At 65.6% G+C, this 18,554-nt stretch carries 20 protein-coding genes; 9 read left to right on the forward strand and 11 right to left on the reverse strand.

Going from position 1 to position 18,554, the window contains the following annotated elements:
- Positions 1-79: 79 nt before the first annotated feature.
- Together relA and mazG are read left to right on the forward strand one after the other, a co-directional pair.
- A complete protein-coding gene (relA, locus tag ACNFBT_RS02795; RefSeq protein WP_416746238.1) occupies positions 80-2,338 on the forward strand; it encodes a GTP diphosphokinase in 2,259 nt (752 codons plus the stop codon).
- Positions 2,331-3,164, forward strand: coding sequence for a nucleoside triphosphate pyrophosphohydrolase (gene mazG, locus ACNFBT_RS02800; protein ID WP_416746240.1), 834 nt, complete (start codon positions 2,331-2,333; stop codon positions 3,162-3,164). Before relA ends, mazG begins: the two co-directional genes overlap by 8 nt.
- A 152-nt stretch (positions 3,165-3,316) precedes the next feature.
- Here the strand turns inward: mazG and ACNFBT_RS02805 are convergent, their stop codons facing one another.
- On the reverse strand, positions 3,317-4,249 hold the full coding sequence (locus ACNFBT_RS02805; protein WP_416746242.1) for an aspartyl/asparaginyl beta-hydroxylase domain-containing protein: 933 nt from the start codon (positions 4,247-4,249) through the stop codon (positions 3,317-3,319).
- Positions 4,250-4,399: 150 nt separating this feature from the next.
- On the opposite strand from ACNFBT_RS02805, the gene ACNFBT_RS02810 reads away from it, so the two are divergent.
- On the forward strand, positions 4,400-4,939 hold the full coding sequence (locus ACNFBT_RS02810; protein WP_416746244.1) for a DUF2058 domain-containing protein: 540 nt from the start codon (positions 4,400-4,402) through the stop codon (positions 4,937-4,939).
- Between the two features lie 18 nt (positions 4,940-4,957).
- On the opposite strand, the gene ACNFBT_RS02815 is transcribed toward ACNFBT_RS02810, so the two are convergent.
- Positions 4,958-5,236 carry a Rho-binding antiterminator gene (locus tag ACNFBT_RS02815; protein ID WP_416746246.1) on the reverse strand — a complete coding sequence of 93 codons (279 nt, stop codon included), beginning with the start codon at positions 5,234-5,236 and terminating at the stop codon, positions 4,958-4,960.
- Between the two features lie 11 nt (positions 5,237-5,247).
- Positions 5,248-5,472 (reverse strand): glutaredoxin family protein, encoded by a 225-nt coding sequence (locus ACNFBT_RS02820; RefSeq protein WP_416746248.1) that lies wholly within the window; start codon positions 5,470-5,472, stop codon positions 5,248-5,250.
- 113 nt (positions 5,473-5,585) lie between these two features.
- Here ACNFBT_RS02820 and ACNFBT_RS02825 point away from each other — a divergent pair, with 113 nt between their 5' ends.
- Positions 5,586-6,155 carry a MarR family winged helix-turn-helix transcriptional regulator gene (locus tag ACNFBT_RS02825; RefSeq protein ID WP_416746250.1) on the forward strand — a complete coding sequence of 190 codons (570 nt, stop codon included), beginning with the start codon at positions 5,586-5,588 and terminating at the stop codon, positions 6,153-6,155.
- A gap of 76 nt (positions 6,156-6,231) precedes the next feature.
- On the opposite strand, the gene ACNFBT_RS02830 is transcribed toward ACNFBT_RS02825, so the two are convergent.
- The 4 genes from ACNFBT_RS02830 to ACNFBT_RS02845 form a co-directional block, all read right to left on the reverse strand.
- Positions 6,232-7,509: an outer membrane protein transport protein gene (locus ACNFBT_RS02830; protein WP_416746252.1), complete on the reverse strand. Its 1,278-nt coding sequence runs from the start codon at positions 7,507-7,509 to the stop codon at positions 6,232-6,234.
- Positions 7,510-7,695: 186 nt separating this feature from the next.
- The gene (locus tag ACNFBT_RS02835) at positions 7,696-8,175 is read right to left on the reverse strand and encodes a hypothetical protein (protein WP_416746254.1); all 480 of its coding nucleotides are present in this window, start codon (positions 8,173-8,175) and stop codon (positions 7,696-7,698) included.
- A 181-nt stretch (positions 8,176-8,356) separates the two neighbouring features.
- Complete coding sequence (locus ACNFBT_RS02840; protein ID WP_416746256.1) at positions 8,357-9,010, reverse strand: tetratricopeptide repeat protein; 654 nt, start codon at positions 9,008-9,010, stop codon at positions 8,357-8,359.
- 113 nt (positions 9,011-9,123) lie between these two features.
- Positions 9,124-9,978, reverse strand: coding sequence for a sulfurtransferase (locus ACNFBT_RS02845; RefSeq protein WP_416746258.1), 855 nt, complete (start codon positions 9,976-9,978; stop codon positions 9,124-9,126).
- Between the two features lie 87 nt (positions 9,979-10,065).
- Between ACNFBT_RS02845 and ACNFBT_RS02850 the strand changes: the two genes are divergently transcribed.
- A complete protein-coding gene (locus tag ACNFBT_RS02850) occupies positions 10,066-10,860 on the forward strand; it encodes a lysophospholipid acyltransferase family protein (protein WP_416746260.1) in 795 nt (264 codons plus the stop codon).
- A gap of 4 nt (positions 10,861-10,864) precedes the next feature.
- Here ACNFBT_RS02850 and ACNFBT_RS02855 read toward each other — a convergent pair whose 3' ends face one another.
- On the reverse strand, positions 10,865-11,926 hold the full coding sequence (locus ACNFBT_RS02855; RefSeq protein WP_416746262.1) for an SMP-30/gluconolactonase/LRE family protein: 1,062 nt from the start codon (positions 11,924-11,926) through the stop codon (positions 10,865-10,867).
- Positions 11,927-12,065: 139 nt separating this feature from the next.
- Here ACNFBT_RS02855 and rnd point away from each other — a divergent pair, with 139 nt between their 5' ends.
- The 3 genes from rnd (at position 12,066) to ACNFBT_RS02870 (ending at position 14,695) form a co-directional block, all read left to right on the forward strand.
- Positions 12,066-13,199, forward strand: coding sequence for a ribonuclease D (rnd, locus tag ACNFBT_RS02860; protein ID WP_416746264.1), 1,134 nt, complete (start codon positions 12,066-12,068; stop codon positions 13,197-13,199).
- A 15-nt stretch (positions 13,200-13,214) separates the two neighbouring features.
- Positions 13,215-13,508, forward strand: coding sequence for a YcgL domain-containing protein (locus ACNFBT_RS02865; RefSeq protein WP_275608165.1), 294 nt, complete (start codon positions 13,215-13,217; stop codon positions 13,506-13,508).
- A 254-nt stretch (positions 13,509-13,762) separates the two neighbouring features.
- Positions 13,763-14,695 carry a D-2-hydroxyacid dehydrogenase gene (locus ACNFBT_RS02870; RefSeq protein WP_416746266.1) on the forward strand — a complete coding sequence of 311 codons (933 nt, stop codon included), beginning with the start codon at positions 13,763-13,765 and terminating at the stop codon, positions 14,693-14,695.
- Positions 14,696-14,827: 132 nt separating this feature from the next.
- On the opposite strand, the gene ACNFBT_RS02875 is transcribed toward ACNFBT_RS02870, so the two are convergent.
- Positions 14,828-15,421: a nitroreductase family protein gene (locus ACNFBT_RS02875; RefSeq protein ID WP_416746268.1), complete on the reverse strand. Its 594-nt coding sequence runs from the start codon at positions 15,419-15,421 to the stop codon at positions 14,828-14,830.
- 261 nt (positions 15,422-15,682) lie between these two features.
- On the opposite strand from ACNFBT_RS02875, the gene ACNFBT_RS02880 reads away from it, so the two are divergent.
- Complete coding sequence (locus ACNFBT_RS02880) at positions 15,683-16,132, forward strand: YcgN family cysteine cluster protein (RefSeq protein WP_275608162.1); 450 nt, start codon at positions 15,683-15,685, stop codon at positions 16,130-16,132.
- A 7-nt stretch (positions 16,133-16,139) separates the two neighbouring features.
- On the opposite strand, the gene ACNFBT_RS02885 is transcribed toward ACNFBT_RS02880, so the two are convergent.
- Positions 16,140-16,481: a CPCC family cysteine-rich protein gene (locus ACNFBT_RS02885; protein ID WP_416746270.1), complete on the reverse strand. Its 342-nt coding sequence runs from the start codon at positions 16,479-16,481 to the stop codon at positions 16,140-16,142.
- Entirely contained in the window at positions 16,481-18,541 is a 2,061-nt protein-coding gene (locus ACNFBT_RS02890) for a S9 family peptidase (protein WP_416746272.1), read from the reverse strand. The genes ACNFBT_RS02885 and ACNFBT_RS02890 overlap by 1 nt, the downstream gene beginning before the upstream one ends.
- Positions 18,542-18,554: the final 13 nt, after the last annotated feature.

An 18,554-nucleotide genomic window follows, 5' to 3' on the forward strand; every position in this document is an offset into this window, starting at 1 on the left:
ATCCGACCGGCCCGAGCAAGAAGAAAGGCCGGCGCTGTGAGCGGTGCACCGTGGGGCACCGTGGGGAAGGGTAGACACGATGGTACAGGTGAGAGCGCACCAGCCGGTCAACACTGACGGCAGCATCAACCTCGAGGCCTGGCTGGACCATGTCCAGACCCTGGTCCCGGTCCTGGATCGCAAGGTCCTGCTGGAAGCCTGCGAATTCGCCCGCGAGGTGGAAAACAAGGCGGTCAGCAAGGCCGATAACTCCTGGGCGGACGGCACCTCCAGCTTCCAGACGGGCCTGGAGATCGCCGAGATCCTGGCGGACCTCAAGCTCGACCAGGAATCCCTGGTCGCCGCGGTGATCTACCGTGGCGTGCGCGAGGGCAAGGTCAAGCTGGAAGACGTCCAGCAGCGCTTCGGCTCGGTGGTCGCCAAGCTGATCGAGGGCGTGCTGCGCATGGCGGCGATCAGCACCAGTCTCAACCCTCGGCAGTCGCTGGTGCTCGGCACCCAGGCGCAGATCGAGAACCTGCGCAAGATGCTGGTGGCCATGGTCGATGACGTGCGCGTCGCCCTGATCAAGCTGGCCGAGCGTACCTGTGCGATCCGCGCGGTGAAGAACGCCGACGAGGAAAAGCGCCATCGCGTCGCCCGCGAGGTGTTCGATATCTATGCGCCGCTGGCCCACCGCCTGGGCATCGGCCACATCAAGTGGGAGCTGGAGGACCTGTCCTTCCGCTACCTGGAACCCGACCAGTACAAGCAGATCGCCAAGCTGCTGCACGAGCGCCGGCTGGACCGCGAGCAATACATCGCCACCGTGATGCAGCAGCTCAAGGACGCCCTGGCCGCCACCGGCATCAAGGCGGATCTCTCCGGGCGCGCCAAGCACATCTATTCCATCTGGCGGAAGATGCAGCGCAAGGGCCTGGACTTCAGCCAGATCTACGACGTGCGCGCCGTGCGCGTGCTGGTGCCGGAAATGCGCGACTGCTACACCGCGCTGGGCATCGTGCACACCCTCTGGCGGCACATCCCCAAGGAATTTGACGACTACATTGCCAACCCCAAGGAAAATGGCTACCGCTCGCTGCACACCGCGGTGATCGGCCCCGAGGGCAAGGTGCTGGAAGTGCAGATTCGCACCCACGCCATGCACGAGGAAGCCGAACTGGGCGTGTGCGCGCACTGGCGCTACAAGGGCACCGACGTCAAGGCCAGCTCCAACCACTACGAAGAGAAGATTTCCTGGCTGCGCCAGGTGCTCGAGTGGCACGAGGAGCTGGGCGACATCGGTGGCCTGGCCGAGCAGCTGCGGGTGGATATCGAGCCTGACCGGGTTTACGTCTTCACCCCCGACGGCCACGCCATCGACCTGCCCAAGGGCTCGACCCCGCTGGACTTCGCCTACCGTGTGCACACCGAAGTCGGTCACAACTGCCGTGGCGCCAAGATCAACGGTCGCATCGTGCCGCTGAACTACAGCCTGCAGACCGGCGAGCAGGTAGAAATCATCACCGGCAAGCAGAGCGGGCCGAGCCGTGACTGGCTGAACCAGAACCTCGGCTACGTCACCACCTCGCGGGCGCGGGCGAAGATCGTCCACTGGTTCAAGCTGCAGGCGCGCGACCAGAACGTTGCCGCCGGCAAGGCCATGCTCGAACGCGAGCTGGGTCGCCTGGCGCTGCCGCCGGTGGACTTCGAGAAGCTCGCCGAGAAGGCCAACTACAAGACCGGCGAAGACCTGTTCGCCGCCCTGGGCGCCGGCGACCTGCGCCTGGCCCATGTGGTCAACTACGCGCAGCAGCTGGTGGAGCCCGAGCGCGGCACCGAGCAGCTCGAACTGATTCCGCGCAAGCCGAGCAAGATCGGCCACGGCAAGCGCGGCGACATCCAGATCCAGGGCGTCGGCAACCTGCTCACGCAGATGGCCGGCTGCTGCCAGCCGCTGCCGGGCGACCCGATCGTCGGCTACATCACCCTGGGCCGCGGCGTGACCATCCACCGCCAGGATTGCGCCACCGCGCTGCAACTGGCCGGCCGCGAGCCGGAACGGATCATCCAGGTGAGCTGGGGGCCGGTGCCGGTGCAGACCTATCCGGTGGATATCGTCATCCGTGCCTACGACCGTTCCGGCCTGCTGCGCGACGTCTCCCAGGTGCTGCTCAACGAGCGCATCAACGTGCTGGCGGTGAACACCCGCTCGGACAAGGAAGACAACACCGCCGTGATGCGCCTGACCATCGAGATCCCCGGCCTCGACGCGCTGGGACGACTGCTGGCGCGTGTCTCGCAGTTGCCCAACATCATCGAGGCGCGCCGCGACCGCGCGGGTGGCAAGGATGTATAAGCTCGACGACCTGCTGCACCTGATGGCCCGTCTGCGCGACCCGCAGCACGGCTGCCCCTGGGACCTGAAGCAGAGCTACGCGACCATCGTTCCCTACACCCTCGAGGAGGCCTACGAGGTTGCCGATGCCATCGAGCGCGGTGACTTCGACCATCTGCGCGAGGAGCTGGGCGACCTGCTGTTCCAGGTCGTCTACTACGCGCAGTTGGCGCGGGAAGAGGGGCGCTTCGAGTTCGACGCGGTGGTCGATGGCATCACCCGCAAACTGGTCCGCCGCCATCCCCATGTGTTCCCCGACGGCGACCTCTACGGCAAGCCGGACCCGGCGAAGCTGGAGGAAGCTGCGGTCAAGCAGCGCTGGGAAGAGCTCAAGGCCGAGGAGCGCGCCGCCAAGGCTGCCGAACCGGTGCAGCTGTCCCTGCTGGACGACGTGCCCCACGCCCTGCCGGCGCTGAGCCGCGCCAACAAACTGCAGAAGCGTGCTTCCCAGGTCGGCTTCGACTGGGCCGACGCCCTGCCGGTGGTGGACAAGGTGCGCGAGGAACTGGACGAGGTGCTCGAAGCCATGGCTGGCGGCGACACCGAGGCCCAGGAGGAAGAGGTGGGCGACCTGCTGTTCGTGGTGGTCAACCTGGCGCGCAAGCTCAAGGTCGACCCGGAAACCGCCCTGCGCGCGGCCAACGCCAAGTTCGAGCGGCGTTTCCGCTACATCGAGACGGCCCTGCGCGACCAGGGCCGCAGCCTCGAAGGCACCAGTCTGGAAGAGATGGACGAACTCTGGGGCGCCGCCAAGCGCGACGAGAAGAATCCGATCAGCTGCGGATAAGTGCTGCCACCATTGAATTGGCGCCCATGAAAAAGCCCCGCGATTGCGGGGCTTTTTGCTTTTCCTGTAGGAGCGAGCTTGCTCGCGAACAGAGTTTCCGGCAGCGGCGTATCATGCGGTTCGCGAGCAAGCTCGCTCCTACATAGATCCGGTCAGCCGAACAGCCAGCGCAGGATCAGCGCCAGCAGCACCACCGCCAGCACCGGCCGGCCGATGCGGTATGCCTTCGGATAGGAGCGCTTGAATACCTTCACCTTGCTACCCACTGCATCGCCGAGGCGAATCAGTACCGAGTAGGCTTGGTTGATCCCGCCGACGCGCTCGCCTTCGACGTTCTGCGGCGCGGTGGCGCGGCCGAGGAAGGCGCTGACGCGGCGGTTGATGCGGGTCAGCAGCGACGACTTGAGCGGGCGCTCGATGTCGCAGAAGAGGATCAGGCGCGACTCGTCGGTCTCGTTCTTCACCCAGTGCACGAAGGTCTCATCGAACATCACGTCGTGGCCATCGCGCCAGGCATAGGGCTGGCCGTCGACGAAGATGCGGCACTCGTCGGAGTTGGGCGTGGCGAGGCCCAGGTGATAGCGCAGCGAGCCGGCGTAGGGGTCGCGGTGCTTGTTCAGGTGGCTGCGCGGCGGCAGGCGGGTGAACATCGCGCCTTTGACGTTGGGAATGCTGCTCACCAGCTCCACGGTCTTCGGGCACAGCTGCAGGGCGGAGGGCAGGGGGCCGTCGTACCAGGTCAGGTAGAAGCGGGTCCAACCCTTCTTGAAGAAGGAGCCGAAACCGGCCTCGTTGTTGTTCAGGGCATCGCGGATGTAGCCCTCGTCGAAGAGCTTCTCGGCCTCCTCGCGGATCATCTGCCAGTTGTCGCGCAACCTGTCGAGCTCGGGGAAGCGCTCGCGGTCCAGGTAGGGCTTGGACGGTACGCTCGAGTTCAGGTACATCAGCGAGTTGTACGGGGCGAACCAGGCGGAGTGGTTCACGACCTGGCGCAGGAAGGGCAGTCGCACCTTGCCGCGCAAGTGCACGTAGAGGATGGCGACGAGGAATATGGCAAGGATCGCGAGAACAATCAGCTTGATCATGGGAGCCCTGGATGAGTGAAATCGAGCTGGGCACTTGCGCAGCGCACGCTCAGGCACGAGGATTATACCCCCAGTGAGCGCGAGCGCGGAGCCTTGTGCCATCAGTAAAGCTGTCCCGCGTCAATCAAGGATTGTCGAGAGTCTTATCGAATGAGCATGTCGTTACGTGACCAGTTGCTGAAAGCCGGGCTGGTCAGCGAGAAGCAGGCCAAGCAGGCCGGCAAGCAGAAGCAGAAGCAGCAACGCCTGGAGCACAAGGGCCAGGCGGAGAAGGATGACAGCCAGCGTCAGGCTGCCCTGCAGGCCCAGGCCGAGAAGCAGGCCCGTGATGCCGAGCTGAATCGCCAGCAGCAGGAAAAGGCTGACAAGAAAGCCAGAACTGCCCAGATCAAACAACTGATCGAAGGTACCCGTCTTCCGAAGCTGGATACCGAGGACTACTACAATTTCGTCGACGCGAAAAAGGTCAAGCGCATTGCGGTGAACGATATGATCCGCGACAAGCTCAGTCGCGGCAGCCTGGCCATCGTCAGCTACGACGGTCGCTACGACATCGTCCCGCGTGACGCCGCGCTGCGCATCAAGGAGCGCGACGAGCGCCGTATCGTGCTGCTCAACGAGCCCAGTGGCGAGCCGGACGAGGACGATCCGTACAAGGATTACGTGGTGCCCGACGACCTCATGTGGTGAGGTCGTCCCGGCCTGGAGTCAGGCCGGGCCCAGTTCCACCCTCCCGAATAGCGCCTGCGCCGCCAGCGGTGTGACGGCGTGCAGACGGTCCAGCCGGAGCTCCCGGCTGGCGTCGTCCACCCGCACTTCCAGAAACTCCTCCAGCTCCCCGTTCGCGTTTCGCCGCGTGTGGGTGGTGAAGGCCTGGGCGTCGAACACCAGGCCTTCACGCAACTCGATACGCAGCCAATAACGGTACAGGCAGGCGATCTCCAGGAAGTCATGGAGATCGCAGTGCAGCGGCTGGTAGTCGCTCATGCCGCCTTGCCTTACTTCAGGTCAACGAGGGCGGCGCCGAAGTTCAGGTGCAGCACCTGCCCATCGACCACCAACGCGGGCACCGATTTCACCCCGGCGGCCTCGGCTTCGGCGATGCGAGGCGATTGCTCGCCCAGGTGCACCACTTCCACTTCCCGGTTCAGCAACGGCAGCAGCGCGCGTTCAGCCTCGACGCACACGGGGCAGCCGGCGTGGTAGTAGACCGTTTTGCTCATGACTCTTCTCCTGAGTAGTTATGTGTCGAGTCGATACCACTTCAGTCTGCAAGTGAAGTTCGACTTCTGTCAAACTGGTTTTTGATCGATACTATCTATCGGGAGGATTGCCCATGACCGATACGACCCTGTACGACTATCTCGAGCGCATCGCCAGCCTGATGCGGGCCTGGGCCCGTGAGCAGCCGCTGATGGCCGACCTGCAGCCGATCCAGCTGAGTGCGCTGAACTACCTGGCGCGCTGCAACCGCTATTCGAATACGCCGCTGGCGGTCACGGACTTCCTCGGGCTGACCAAGGGGACGGTGTCGCAGTCGCTGAAGGCGCTGGAGGCCAAGGGGCTGATCGAAAAGCGCCCGGACGCGCAGGATCGCCGCAGCGTACATCTGGAGCTGACTGAGGCGGGGCGGGGGCTGATCGAGGCGTTGGTGCCGCCGGCTTTTCTGAGCCGCGCGGAAGAAGCGCTGGGCGAACGCAGCGAATTGCTGGCCTCGCTGCTGCGCGAGCTGCTGGCGAGCATACAGCATCAGGAGAATGTGCCGGGCTTCGGCCTGTGCCGCACCTGCCGTTTCCACCAGAAGCTGGACGAGGGCTCGCTCTGCGGGCTGACCGGTGAGCGACTGGAGCCCCGCGAAGGCGAGTTGCTCTGCCGCGAGCACGCCCAGCCTGACGAGGCGGTGTGATGCGCCAATCGCGGCGGTGCCGCCATGAAAAAGCCGGGCATTTGCCCGGCTTTTTCATGCTACGTCGATGCCGCTATCAGAAGCGATAGGTCATCTGCGCGGTCAGGCCGTGGGCGCTGTTGTCGTACTTGGCGCTGTAGGCAGGCTGCAGTTGCACGCCGGCCAGGCTCTCGCCATTGGGCTGGTTCACGCCGGCGGTGGATTCCCACAGGTAGGCGTAGGCGAAGTCGAAGGTCATGTCGGCGTTCGGCGAGTAACCGGCACCCAGGGTGAAGATCTTCCGATCGCCCACCGGGATACGAACGTTGCGGTGCTCGTTGGTGGTCGGCGACGGGTCGTAGGCGAAGCCGGTACGCAGCACCCACTGGTCGTTGTACTGGTAGGAGGTACCGATGGCGGCCGACCAGGTGTCGTGCCAGCTGAGGTCTTCACCGATGGTGGCGAAGTTCGGCAGCGGCGGGTTCTCGTTCTGTACCACGATGGACCCCAGACGGCTCCAGCGTGTCCAGGTGGTGCCGCCGTAGACGGTCCAGCGGTCATCCAGCTTCTGGGTGATCGACAGGTCCACGGACTCGGGCAGGGTGATGTCCAGGCTGGCATCCATGCGCTTGTCGAACAGGCCCATCGGGGAGCCGGATACGGTGGTGTGGCCTTCCAGTTCGTACTTGACCTTGGAGTGGTAGGTCGCGCCCAGGGAGGTCATCTCGGTCGGGGTGAACAGCACGCCGACGTTGAAGCCAGCGGCGGTATCGTCGCCCTTGATGCTGATCTCGGTGTCGTCCTTGGCGCCCAACAGGCCCTTGGTGGCCAGGTTGTTCTCCAGCTTGCCGTCGATACGGTTGAAGGTCGGACCGAAGCCGACGGACACCATGTCGTTGAACTTGTAGCTGATGGTCGGCTGGACGGTGATCACCTGGACCTTGCTGTAGGAGCCATGGTAGCGGCCCTGGAAGCTGCCTTCGTAGTCGTTGATGATGCCGTAGGGCACGTAGATGCCCAGGCCGACGCTGACCTTGTCGTCCAGCGGGGTGGCAATGTAGCCGAAGGGCACGGCAGCCAGCGGGACGGAGTCGCCCTTGTTGGTACCGGTGGCGGCGCTGTGGGCCTGGCTGATGTCGTCCTTGGCCGAGACAACGGCGAGACCGCCGCTGATTTCGGTGCGCTTGAGCTTGGACATGCCGGCCGGGTTGCCGTAGATGGTGCTGGCGTCGAGTGCGGAGGATGCACGGCCTGCGTAGGCGGTACCGGCGCCGCTGGCGCTCTGCTCGTTGATGGCGATGCCGTTGGCCAGGGCCTGGGCAGAGGCGGCGCTAATGGTCAGAGCGAGCGTGGTCTTGAGCCATGTTGTTTTCATTGTAAGAGCAACTCCTGTGTTGATCGGCGCGCACGCTATCAAGATTCGAAAGTCTTGGGTAGTGCCTGGAAAACGCTCTAGTTTGGGCTTTAAAGCTCAAACAAGCGTTCTATCGGCATCGTCGCCGTTCGTCGCGGAAAGCAAAAAAATCTGACCGATTGGTCATTCGAGGACTTAAGGCTCCGCTCAGGCCACCTGACTGAGATTTCCGACGTAGCTGTGCCAGGCGTCGACGAAATCGTGCAGGCGTCCGTGGGGATGGAATACGCGACGCCATACCCGGGCCAGGCCCAGGGGATCGTCGGCATGGGGCAGGGGGATGTGCTCGGCCTCGACCATCATCCAGGCGATGGCGGTGCTGTAGCGCAGATTGACCGTGAGCTCCAGGTGCGGGGCGTCGAGGAAGGCGTGCTGACTGGCCAGCCCGCGAACCCGGCTGGCCAACTCCGGGTCGCAGGCCAGATAGCAGTCCCAGAGGGTCTGGTGACGGCTTTCACCGATGCGGTACAGCCCGTGGCCATGGCTGTCGCCCAGCGCACTCCCCAGCGCCGATTGACAGGCTGCTGCCCCCAGCAGCAGCGCTTCCGCCGCGACACTGTGCCGCCCCAGGTACAGCAAGGTGGGTCGGATTACGTAGTGGCACAGGTCGTTGGCAGCAATTCCCATGACATCCTCGTCCTCGGTGACCGGCGGGGCGGGGCGACTTGGCAGCTTCTAGTGATTTTCCTGGCCCCGCCGGAAGCGGACTTAGCCGCTCGATTTGAAGTGTAGTGCGATAATTGTGCTGTAAAGGCCTGTTTTTAAATTGTTTTGATGGCGCGGGAATAATCCATATTCCGTCCGGCAATTAGATGCTGGGCGGTAACTCGGGCATCGCCTCGAGTTTCTCCTCGGCCTCCTCGTGCCCCTGCTCGGCGGCGCGCTGGTACCAGAGACGGGCCTGCGCGGGGTTCTTCGCCACTCCACGGCCCTTGGCGTAGCCCTCGGCCACGGCGAACTGGGCATCCACGTCGCCCTGTTCGGCGGACTTCCTGTACAGCGCGAAGGCCTTCTTGTAGCTGCGGGTCACCCCGGTGCCGTTCTCGTACATGATCGCCAGGTTGTATTCGGCGTCCTTGTCCCCCTGGTCGACCGCCTTCTGGTACCAGTACACGGCCTTCTCCGCGTTCTGCTCCACGCCGTCGCCGCTGTCGTAGGCGTTGCCCAGGTTGTACTGGGCGCAGGCGTGCCCCTGTTCGGCGGCCTTCTGGTACCAGTACGCGGCCTGCTCGTAGTTCTGCTCAAGCTCGTCGCTGCCGGCGTCGTATTCCAGGCCGAGGCTGTACTGGGCGGTGGCGTGGCCGGCGTTGGCCGCTGCCACCAGTTCGTCACCGTAGAGGTCGGACCACTGGTCGGCGATGGCGCAGGGCGTGGCCTCCAGGGTGGCGGCCTGGATCGGTGTTGCGGCCCACAGGCACAGCAGCGCGCTGGCAAGCAGGGTGTGGCGAAGGCGGGTGGTCATGATTTCACTCCTTTGAAAAATGGGCATGAGTCTGCCGCATGCCCGTTTACCTATCCATAGGAACGCAAGCGTATGGCGTGACCTGCTTTCCGTTTTCGCTGCGCGATGGCGGGTCAGTCGCCCTTGGCCACCGGGCGCCGCGCATCGGTGATCCATTCGCTCCAGGAGCCTGCGTACAGGCGGCCCAGGGGATAGCCGGCCAGGCTCATGGCGAACAGGTTGTGGCAGGCGGTGACGCCAGAGCCGCAGTAGGCCACCAGGTCTTGCGCCGGGCGGCCGCGCAGCAGGCTGGCGAAGCGCTGGTGCAGGTGCTCCGGACGCAGGAAGCGGCCGTCGCTGCCGAGGTTGTCGGTAAAGGCCGCGCACTGGGCGCCGGGGATGTGGCCGGCAACCGGGTCGATGGGCTCGACTTCACCGCGGAAGCGCGGCAGTCCGCGGGCGTCCACCAGCGGCAGGTCGGGTTCGCCCAGGCGCTTGCCGAGGGTGGCGGCGTCGATCAGCAGGCTGTTGTCCGGCTTGCCCTGGAAGTCGCCGGGGCGCACGGGTGTTTCGGCGGTGGTCAGGCGCAGGCCGGCGGCGCGCCAGGCGGCGAGGCCGCCGTCGAGCAGGTAGACGCCCTCGCGCTTGCCCAGCCACAGCAGCAGCCACCAGGCACGGGCGGCGAAGGCGCCGGGGCCGTCGTCGTAGAGCACCACTTCGCTTTCCGCGTTCAGCCCCCAGGTGCGCAGGCGCTCCAGCAACTGTTGCGGGTCGGGCAGCGGGTGACGGCCGGTCACGCCGGGGACGACGGGCGCGGAAAGGTCCTTGTTGAGGTCGGCGAAGTGGGCGCCGGGAATGTGGTTTTCCTGGTAGCTGCGTGCCCCGAAGGCGGGATCGTCGAGGGAGAAGCGGCAGTCGAGCAGGACAAGATTCGGGTCATCGAGGCGGGCGGCCAGTTGCTCGGGCGTGAGCAGGCGGGCATGGGTCATGGGCGCATTCCTGTGTCGTGACGGGGCTTTGACGCATCATAAGGCTTGTATCGCGAACAAGTTACTGTCGGTGGGGAGTTGGCGAAAATGCACAACCTGCAATCGGAGCCGCGCAAGGCCGGCCCGCTGCGCGTCGCCCTGGTGGGACTGGCGACCGTACTGATCACTCTGGGCTACAGCGTCCGTGTGCTGGCGCTCGGCGCCATCGGCCGGCTGCGCCGCAGCAAGGTCGACGGTTTCACCCGCGACTGGTCGGGCAGCCTGCTGCGCCTGACCGGCGCGCGCTTGAGCCGCCATGGCGAGGTGCCGGATTTCGGCGATGGCCGCCGCTACATGATCCTCTGCACCCACTCCAGCTTCTACGACATCCCGGCGATCTTCGTGACCATGCCCGGCTCGATCCGCATGCTGGCGAAGAAGGAGCTGTTCGCCGTGCCGGTCTGGGGCGCGGCGATGCGCGCGGCGGAGTTCCCGTCCATCGACCGGCACAACCGCCACCAGGCCATGGCCGACCTGGCCAAGGCGCGGGAGATGATGGAAAGCGGCATCGTGCTCTGGGCCGCGCCCGAGGGTACGCGCTCCAAGGACGGCCGGTTGCAGCCGTTCAAGAAGGGCTGCTTCCGCCTGGCACAGCAGACCGACGCGGTCATCGTCCCGGTGGCCATCCGTGGCATCCAGCAGTTGCTGCCGGCCGGTGGCCTGAAGCTGAACCTCGGTATGCCGGTGGAAGTGCACGTCGGCGCGCCGATCGATTCCACCGAGTTCGCCGAGGCGGGCGTGGATGCCCTGATGGCAGAGGTGCGCGGGCGTATGCAGGCGCTGCTGGAGCCCGCTGCCGCGCCTGTCCGGGCGCCTGCCCGCGAGGAGCAGACGCCGGCCTGAGGCGTCACTGGATCTGGAGACGTCCGATACGGTCGTTCTCCAGGCTGCCCAGGTAGAGCGCGCCATTCACCGGTTTGGCCGAAGTGACCATGCGCAGGTGCTGGCCGCTGGTGTCATGCAGGCTGCGAACTATCTCTCCCTTCTCGTTCACCGCGATCACCAGGCCATAGGGCACCGGCTTGGGCAGGAAGGCGCGCGGCAGCTTGGTCAGCTGGCGCTTGAGCCAGGGCAGTTGCTGGATCAGGTCGGCGTCGGCCTTGCGCGGCGTCGGCAAGGCGACCCAGAAAGTGCCCTTGCGATCGCTGGCGAGGTTGTCCGGCAACCCCGGCAGGTTGTCGATGAACACCTCGTGCTGTTCGGCTTTCTCGCCCTTGAGCCAGTAACGGGTGATGCGGTAGCGATAGGTTTCGTTGACCAGCACGAAGTCCTCGTTCTGCGACAGCGCCACACCGTTGGCGAAGTACAGGTCCTTGAGCAGGGTTTCGGTCTTGCCGCTGGCCGGGTCATAGCGCAGCAGGCGTCCGTGAGGACGGGCTTCGAGCAGGTCGAGCAGGTAGTCCGGCTGGTGGAAGCGGCTGGAGGCGTCGCTGAAATAGATGCGTCCGTCGCTGGCAATGTCCAAGTCGTCGGTGAAGGCGAAGGGAATGCCATCAGCGGAATCGGTCAATACGCGGATCTTCCCCTGCGGATCGACCTCCAGCAGGCCCTTCCAGGCGTCGGCGACGATCAGGTTTCCGGTTTTATCGAACGCCAGCCCCAGCGGCCGGCCCCCGGTTTCGACGAAGGTTTGCGCTTTGCCGTCCGCGCCTATGCGCACGATGCGGCCATCCGCCAGGCCGGCGAAAAGGCGCCCCTGGCTGTCCACGGCGGTGTCTTCCGGCCCGACTATCTGCCCCTGGGCAATCAGTTCGGCCTTCATCAGGGTGTCGTTGGGCTCCATCACGCCGGTCATCGGTGGGGCCTCGGGCGGTGTCCAGGCCAGCGGATCGATGGGGCTGGGGGTGAGCGCCAGGTAGATGGCGAGGGCGGCGACCAGCAGGACGACCAGCCCGAACAGCTTTTTCATGGGGAGTTGCCTTATTGTTGTTATGGGGCGGGCCCAGCCTAGTCGCTGCACGAGGTGCGACACAGACCGATGGCCGAGTGGAATGCTCGCACATCATGCATCTCTATATAATGCGCGCACCGAAACGAAGGAGATGTTCGTGACCGCTCTCGATATTCAGTGGATTCGCGACGATGCCAGCCTGGCGAACAAGTGCCAGGACTGGAAAGAACTGCCGTACCTCGCGCTCGATACCGAGTTCATGCGTGTCGATACCTTCTACCCCGGAGCCGGCCTGGTGCAGGTGGGCGACGGCAGTGGCGTTTGGCTGATCGACCCGCTGCTGATCCGTGACTGGTCGCCGTTCGCCGCCGTGCTGGAGTCGCCGCTGGTGGTCAAGGTGTTCCATGCCTGCGGCGAGGACCTGGAGGTCTTCCTGCGCCTGACCGGCAGCCTGCCGCAGCCGCTGTTCGACACCCAGCTGGCCGCCGCCTACCTGGGCATGCCGCACTCGATGGGCTACTCCAAGCTGGTCCTGGAGATCCTCGGCATCGACCTGCCCAAGGACGAGACCCGCTCCGACTGGCTGCAGCGGCCGCTGACCGAGATGCAGGTGCGCTACGCCGCCGAGGACGTGCAGCACCTGGCCGAGGTCTACGTGAAGCTGGCGCCGCGCTTGAGCGACGAGAAGCTGCAGTGGCTGCTGGCCGATGGTGCGGACCTGACCGCCAACCAGACCCGCGTCAGCGACCCGCAGGACGCCTACCTCGACGTGAAGCTGGCGTGGAAGCTCAATCGCCAGCAACTGGCCGTGCTGCGCGAGCTGTGCGTCTGGCGTGAGGAACAGGCGCGGTTGCGCAACAAGCCGCGCAACCACGTGCTGCGCGAGCACACCCTGTGGCCGCTGGCGCGCTTCCAGCCCACCGACAAGGTCGCCCTGGCGCGCATCGACGACATGCACCCGCGCACCGTGCGCCAGGATGGCGATACCCTGATCGCACTGATCGCCCATGCGGCGAAGCTGCCGGAGGCCGATCGTCCCGAAACGCTGCCCGAACCGCTGCCGCGCGAGGTCACGCCGGTGCTCAAGCAACTGCGCGAAGTCGGCCAGAAGGAGGCCGAGCGCCTGAACATGGCCCCCGAGCTGATGCTGCGCAAGAAGGTCCTCGAAGCGCTGCTCAAGACCGGCTGGCCGAGCGGCCCCTACCAACTGCCCGAATCGCTGCAGGGCTGGCGCCGCGAGCTGATGGGCCAGGCCCTGCTGGACAGCCTCGCCGTCCAGTCCCATGAATAACGCGGAAGACAAACCATGAAACGCATCTGCTCCATCTACAAGAGTCCGCGCAAGAACGAGATGTACCTGTACGTCGACAAGCGCGAGGCGCTGACCCGCGTGCCCGAGGGGCTGATCGCCGCGTTCGGCCCGCCGCAGCACACCTTCGACCTGGTCCTCAGCCCTGAGCGCCAGCTGGCCCGCGAGGACATCAACAAGGTCCTGGAAAACATCGAGAAGCAGGGCTACCACCTGCAGATGCCTCCGGCCGAAGAGGAGTACATCGAGCACCTGCCCGAGGAACTGCTGCGGATGAACGATCCGCTCTGATCCCTCGCTCGCTCGCGCGCAACGCCCCTCGAGCCGTGGACGGGTACAGTGCTGGCACTGTGCAAGTTCGCGGCTTGAGCGCATTATGCGGAGAGAAAAAGGGTTCAACGGAACGGAACGCTTGGCCTCTGGCTGTGTCTATAGCCTCCTGTCTTCCCTCGAACTAGTACCGATACCCATGGGAAGCTCTCCTCAAGCGAGTCCAGATGCGCCAGCCGGAAACGTTCCACCGATCCAAGCGAAGGGCCTGAATCATGCGCCTGCTCGTTCTCGATCGTGACCATGCCCTCTACGCCGCCCTGATCATGGCGGCGGAACCGCGGATTACGGTGGTTTCCGGCGACAAGCCGGACAAGCTCCTCGAAGCCGCCGCCGAGTGCCCCGTCTGGCTCGCCCAACCCGATTTCGCCGCGCAACTGCTGCGCCAGGGCGTACACCCTGTGTGGATCCAGTCCAGCTGGGCGGGCATCACCCCGCTGCTGGCGGACGACCTGCCCAAGGACTACGCGCTGACCCGCGCCGTAGGTATCTTCGGCCAGGTCATGACCGAATACCTGCTCACCTATCTGCTTGCCCATGAGCGGCAGATGCTCGGCCGCCTGGCCAGCCAGGTCGGCGTGCAGTGGGATGACCGCCTGCCCGGCACGCTCAATGGCCGCCAGGTGCTGATCGTCGGGACCGGCGAGATCGGCCAGGCGGTGGCGCACATGCTGGCGCCGTTCGGTGTGGAGTTGGTGGGCGTGGCGAAGAATCCGCGGCCGCTGCTGCCGTTCAGCCGGGTGGGCGCTATTGAAGACCTGCCGCGCCTGCTGCAGACCGCCGACTACGTGGTGAACCTGCTGCCCGATACCGAGCACACCCGCGATATCTACAACCTGCCGCTGTTCAGCCGGATGAAGCCGACTGCGCTGTTCATCAATGCCGGGCGCGGCACCTCGGTGGTCGATGCTGACCTGGTGTCGGCGCTGGAGGGCAACCAGATCGCCGGCGCGGTGATCGATGTCTGCCGCGAAGAACCGCTGCCACCGCAGCATGCGTTCTGGCACACGCCGCGCCTGCTGCTCACCGGGCATACCGCCGCGCCGACGCTGCCGGGGCCGCTGATCGATCTGTTCCGCGACAATCTCGCGCGCTTCTGGGCGGGCCAGGAAATGCGCGGCGAAGTGGATTTCGCGCGCGGTTACTGATCGCTGCGGACATGAAAAAGGCCCCATTCGGGGCCTTTTTCTTTGGCTCTAGTCGGAGCGAGCTTGCTCGCGAACCGCATGGCACCGTTATGTGCTAGTTCGCGAGCAAGCTCGCTCCTACAGCAAAGCCAATCAGAGCGAGAAATCGCCCTCGGCGACAATTTCCGCCAGCGGGCGGCGGGCATTGGGCACTTCGCGGGCTTGCAGGCTCTCGGAGAGGATCGATTTGTCGCCCAGTTTGCCGATGGCGATCACCGCATGGATTTCGTGGTCCGCCGGCACTTTCAGTTCGCTGCGCGCCAGATCGCGGTCGAAGCCGGCCATGCCGTGGGTGTGCCAGCCGGCCAGACTCGCCTGCAGCGCCAGGTAGCCCCAGGCCGAGCCGGTGTCGAAGCTGTGCCAGAGCGCCGGTTTCTCTTCGGTCGAGCCGGGCGGAGCGAAAGTGGTCTTGGACAGCACGACCACCAGGGCCGAGGCGTTCTGCGCCCAGCCACGGTTGAATTCGCCCAGCAGGTTCAGGTAGCGCTGCCAGTTCGGCGTATCGCGGCGCGCGTAGAGGAAGCGCCAGGGCTGCGAATTGAACGAGGAGGGCGCCCAGCGCGCCGCTTCGATGAAGCTCAGCAGGGTGGTCTCGGGAATGGCTTCGCCGCTGAAGGCGCGGGGCGACCAGCGATTGATGAACTGCGGGTCGATGGGGTGCTCGGCAACGCGGGGATTGGCGCTCATGGTGGCTCCTTGATTGCTTGGGACATGCCGATGGTGCCGTGGACGGCCGGGCATCGCGGTGGGAACGGGCGGCGCGGCGGCGGGCCGCTGGCGGGTCGCATGGCTCTTGCGGGGAGCGGGTGGACCGGGCCCGTGGGGCGCTCAAACTAACCAGCGCGGCACGCTCTGGCAAGCACCTCGCGGTCAATGGTCGCCTGCGCTTGGCCTTGAGGCTCCGCGGGCTTAGACTTTGCGCCCCGTGAAACAGCCCCTGTACAAAAAATGGCCGCCAAAGTCGAACCCTTCTGGAAACGCAAGACCCTCGACCAGCTCGATCAGGACGAGTGGGAATCGCTGTGCGACGGGTGCGGCCTGTGCTGCCTGCAGAAGCTGGAAGACGAGGACGACGGCAGCGTCTACTACACGCGCATCGCCTGCAAGCTGCTGGACCTGAAGACCTGCCGCTGCACCGACTACGCCAACCGCCGTGCAACGGTGCCCGATTGCATCCAGCTCACGCCGGCCCAGGCCAACGAGTTCCAGTGGCTGCCGCCGACCTGCGGCTATCGCCTGGTCTCCGAGGGCAAGGACCTGCCGCTGTGGCATCACCTGGTCTGCGGCGATCCCGATGCCGTGCACCACGAGCGCATCTCCCAGTCCGGCCGCATGCTCGCCGAGGGCTCGGTAGCCGAGGACGACTGGGAAGAACACCTGATCTTCCGCGCCGGCTGATCCTCGCTCAGCGCGGCGCCCGCAGCCAGTAGCAGGCTTCCTCGCCGCGCAGGGGCGCCTCCTCGTCAGGTAGTTCCACGCGCTTTTCCCACAGCGGGAACCAGCGATCATCCTTCACGTCATCGATGGTCGCCGGGCGCACCTGGGCGCGGAAGCGCCGTTCACAGGCGCCCCATTGCACGAAGTTGACCTGCGCCTCGATCAGGCTCACCGAGTTGGCGCCGCCGCGCGCGTCGGGGAAACACAGTTGCAACTGATCGTCTTCCCAGAAGCAGATTTCACAGACTTCGTACGAGCCCGGCGGGTCGCCGAAACTGAAGTAGCCGCAGCAGGGGCAGGTGTAGAGCATCAGCGGTTGCCTTCGATGCCCAGCACCTTGAACAGGAAGGCATACTCCAGCGCCACGTCCTTCAGGCCCTGGTAGCGGCCGCTCATGCCGCCATGGCCGGCGCCCAGGTCGGTCTTGAGCAGCAGCAGGTTGTCGTCGGTCTTGTTGACCCGCAGCTTGGCCACCCACTTGGCGGCTTCCCAGTACTGCACGCGGCTGTCGTTGTAGCCGGCCACCGCCAGCAGCGCCGGATAGTCCTGGGCGCTGACGTTCTCGTAGGGCGCATAGGCGCGGATACGGGCGTAGACCTCCGGTTCCTCCGGGTTGCCCCATTCGTCGTACTCGGTGACGGTCAGCGGCAGGTCGGGGTTGAGCATGCTGTTGAGCACGTCGACGAAGGGCACCTCGGCGATGGCGGCGGCGAACAGCTGCGGGCGCTGGTTGAGCACCGCGCCGATCAGCAGGCCGCCGGCGCTGCCGCCGCTGATGGCCAGTTGCGCCGGGCTGCTGTAGCCCCGGGCCAGCAAGTGTTCGGCACAGGCGATGAAGTCGCTGAAGGTGTTCTGCTTGTGTGCAAGCTTGCCGGCGCGGTACCAGGCTTCGCCCAGTTCGCCGCCACCGCGCACATGGGCAATGGCGAAGACAAAGCCGCGCTCCAGTAGGCTCAGGCGGGCGTGGGAGAACCAGGGGTCGAGGCTTTCGCCATAGGCGCCGTAGCCGTAGAGGTAGAGCGGCGCCGGCTCGCCACGGGCGATGCCTTCCAGCACTTCGCGGCGGCCGACCAGGCTGATCGGCACCTGCACGCCGTCATGGGCGGCGGCCCATAGGCGGCGGCTCTCGTAGGCGTCGGCATCGAACGGGCCTTCCACCGGGGTTTCCTTGAGCACCTTCTGTTCGCCGCTGGCGAGGTCTAGCTGGCGAACCTGCGCCGGGCGGTTGAGTGCCTCGTAGCGCAGGCGGATCACCGGGCTGTCGAATTCCAGGCTGTCCTGCACGTAGAGGTTGTAGGCGGCGTCCGGCAGGTGCACGCGGTGTGCCGGTTGACCGTGCGGCTGGACCTCGACGATCGGCAGGCCGCCTTCGCGCAGGCTCAGGGTCAGGGCGCTGGCGTTCAGGGTGAGGCCTTCGAGCATCACCTCGTCGCGGTGCGCGATCAGCGTCTGCCAGTGCTCGCGGGTCGGCTGTGCCTCGCTGGCGTGGTACAGGGCGTAGTTGATGCCGTCCTGGTTGCTGCGGATCAGCCAGGCCCATTCGCCGTTCAGGCGGCCGTGGTCGGGGTAGTACTCGTGGTCATCCTGGCGCGGCGCCAGGCAGACGAACTCGCCGTCCGGGGTGTTGGCGTCCAGCACCCAGGCTTCGCTGGTGGTCTTGCTGCCCAGCAGCAGGATCAGCTGGCGCTCAGAGCTGGCGCGGTAGCAGTTCAGGAAGAAGCGCCCGTCGCGCTCCTCGAAGACCAGTTCGGCGCCGCTCTCGCCCAGGCAGTGGCGGTACAGCTTGTGCGGGCGGTGGGTGTCGTCCAGTTCGCCGAAGAACAGGGTACGGTTGTCGTTGGCCCAGGTCAGGCTGCCGTCGCAGTCCTCGAAGGGCAGGGCGGTGACGCTGCCGTCGGCCAATTCCTTCACGTACAGGTTGTAGATCTCATCGCCGCTGGTATCCAGGCTGTAGGCCAGCTTGGCGTGGTCCGGGCTGATGCTGAAGGCGCCGATCGACAGGAAACCGTCACCGGCCAGGGCGTTGGGATCGAGCAGTAGCTGCTCGGCGGTTTCATCGACCGTCAGCGAGCCGTCGGCCGGGCGCGGGCAGCGGTAATGGCGTGGGTATTCGTCGCCGGCGGTGGTGCGCTGGTAGTACAGCCAGGGGCCCCAGGGCGTGGGCAGCGAGAGGTCGGTTTCGCGGATGCGCCCCTTGATCTCCTGGAACAGCGTTTCGCGCAATTTCTTCTGAGGAAGAAGCTGATCCTCAAGGTAGGCATTTTCCGCTTTCAGGTAGTCGAGGACGTCCTCGGCGTCGCGGTTTTCCAGCCAGGCATAGGGATCGGCGGCGGCTTCGCGGCGGGCGATAGGGGGCTGGCGGTCGGACATGGCGGCTCCTGGG

The sequence above is a fragment of the Pseudomonas sp. NY15181 genome (genome assembly GCF_048068055.1).
In the GTDB taxonomy this organism is placed as follows: Bacteria; Pseudomonadota; Gammaproteobacteria; order Pseudomonadales; family Pseudomonadaceae; genus Pseudomonas.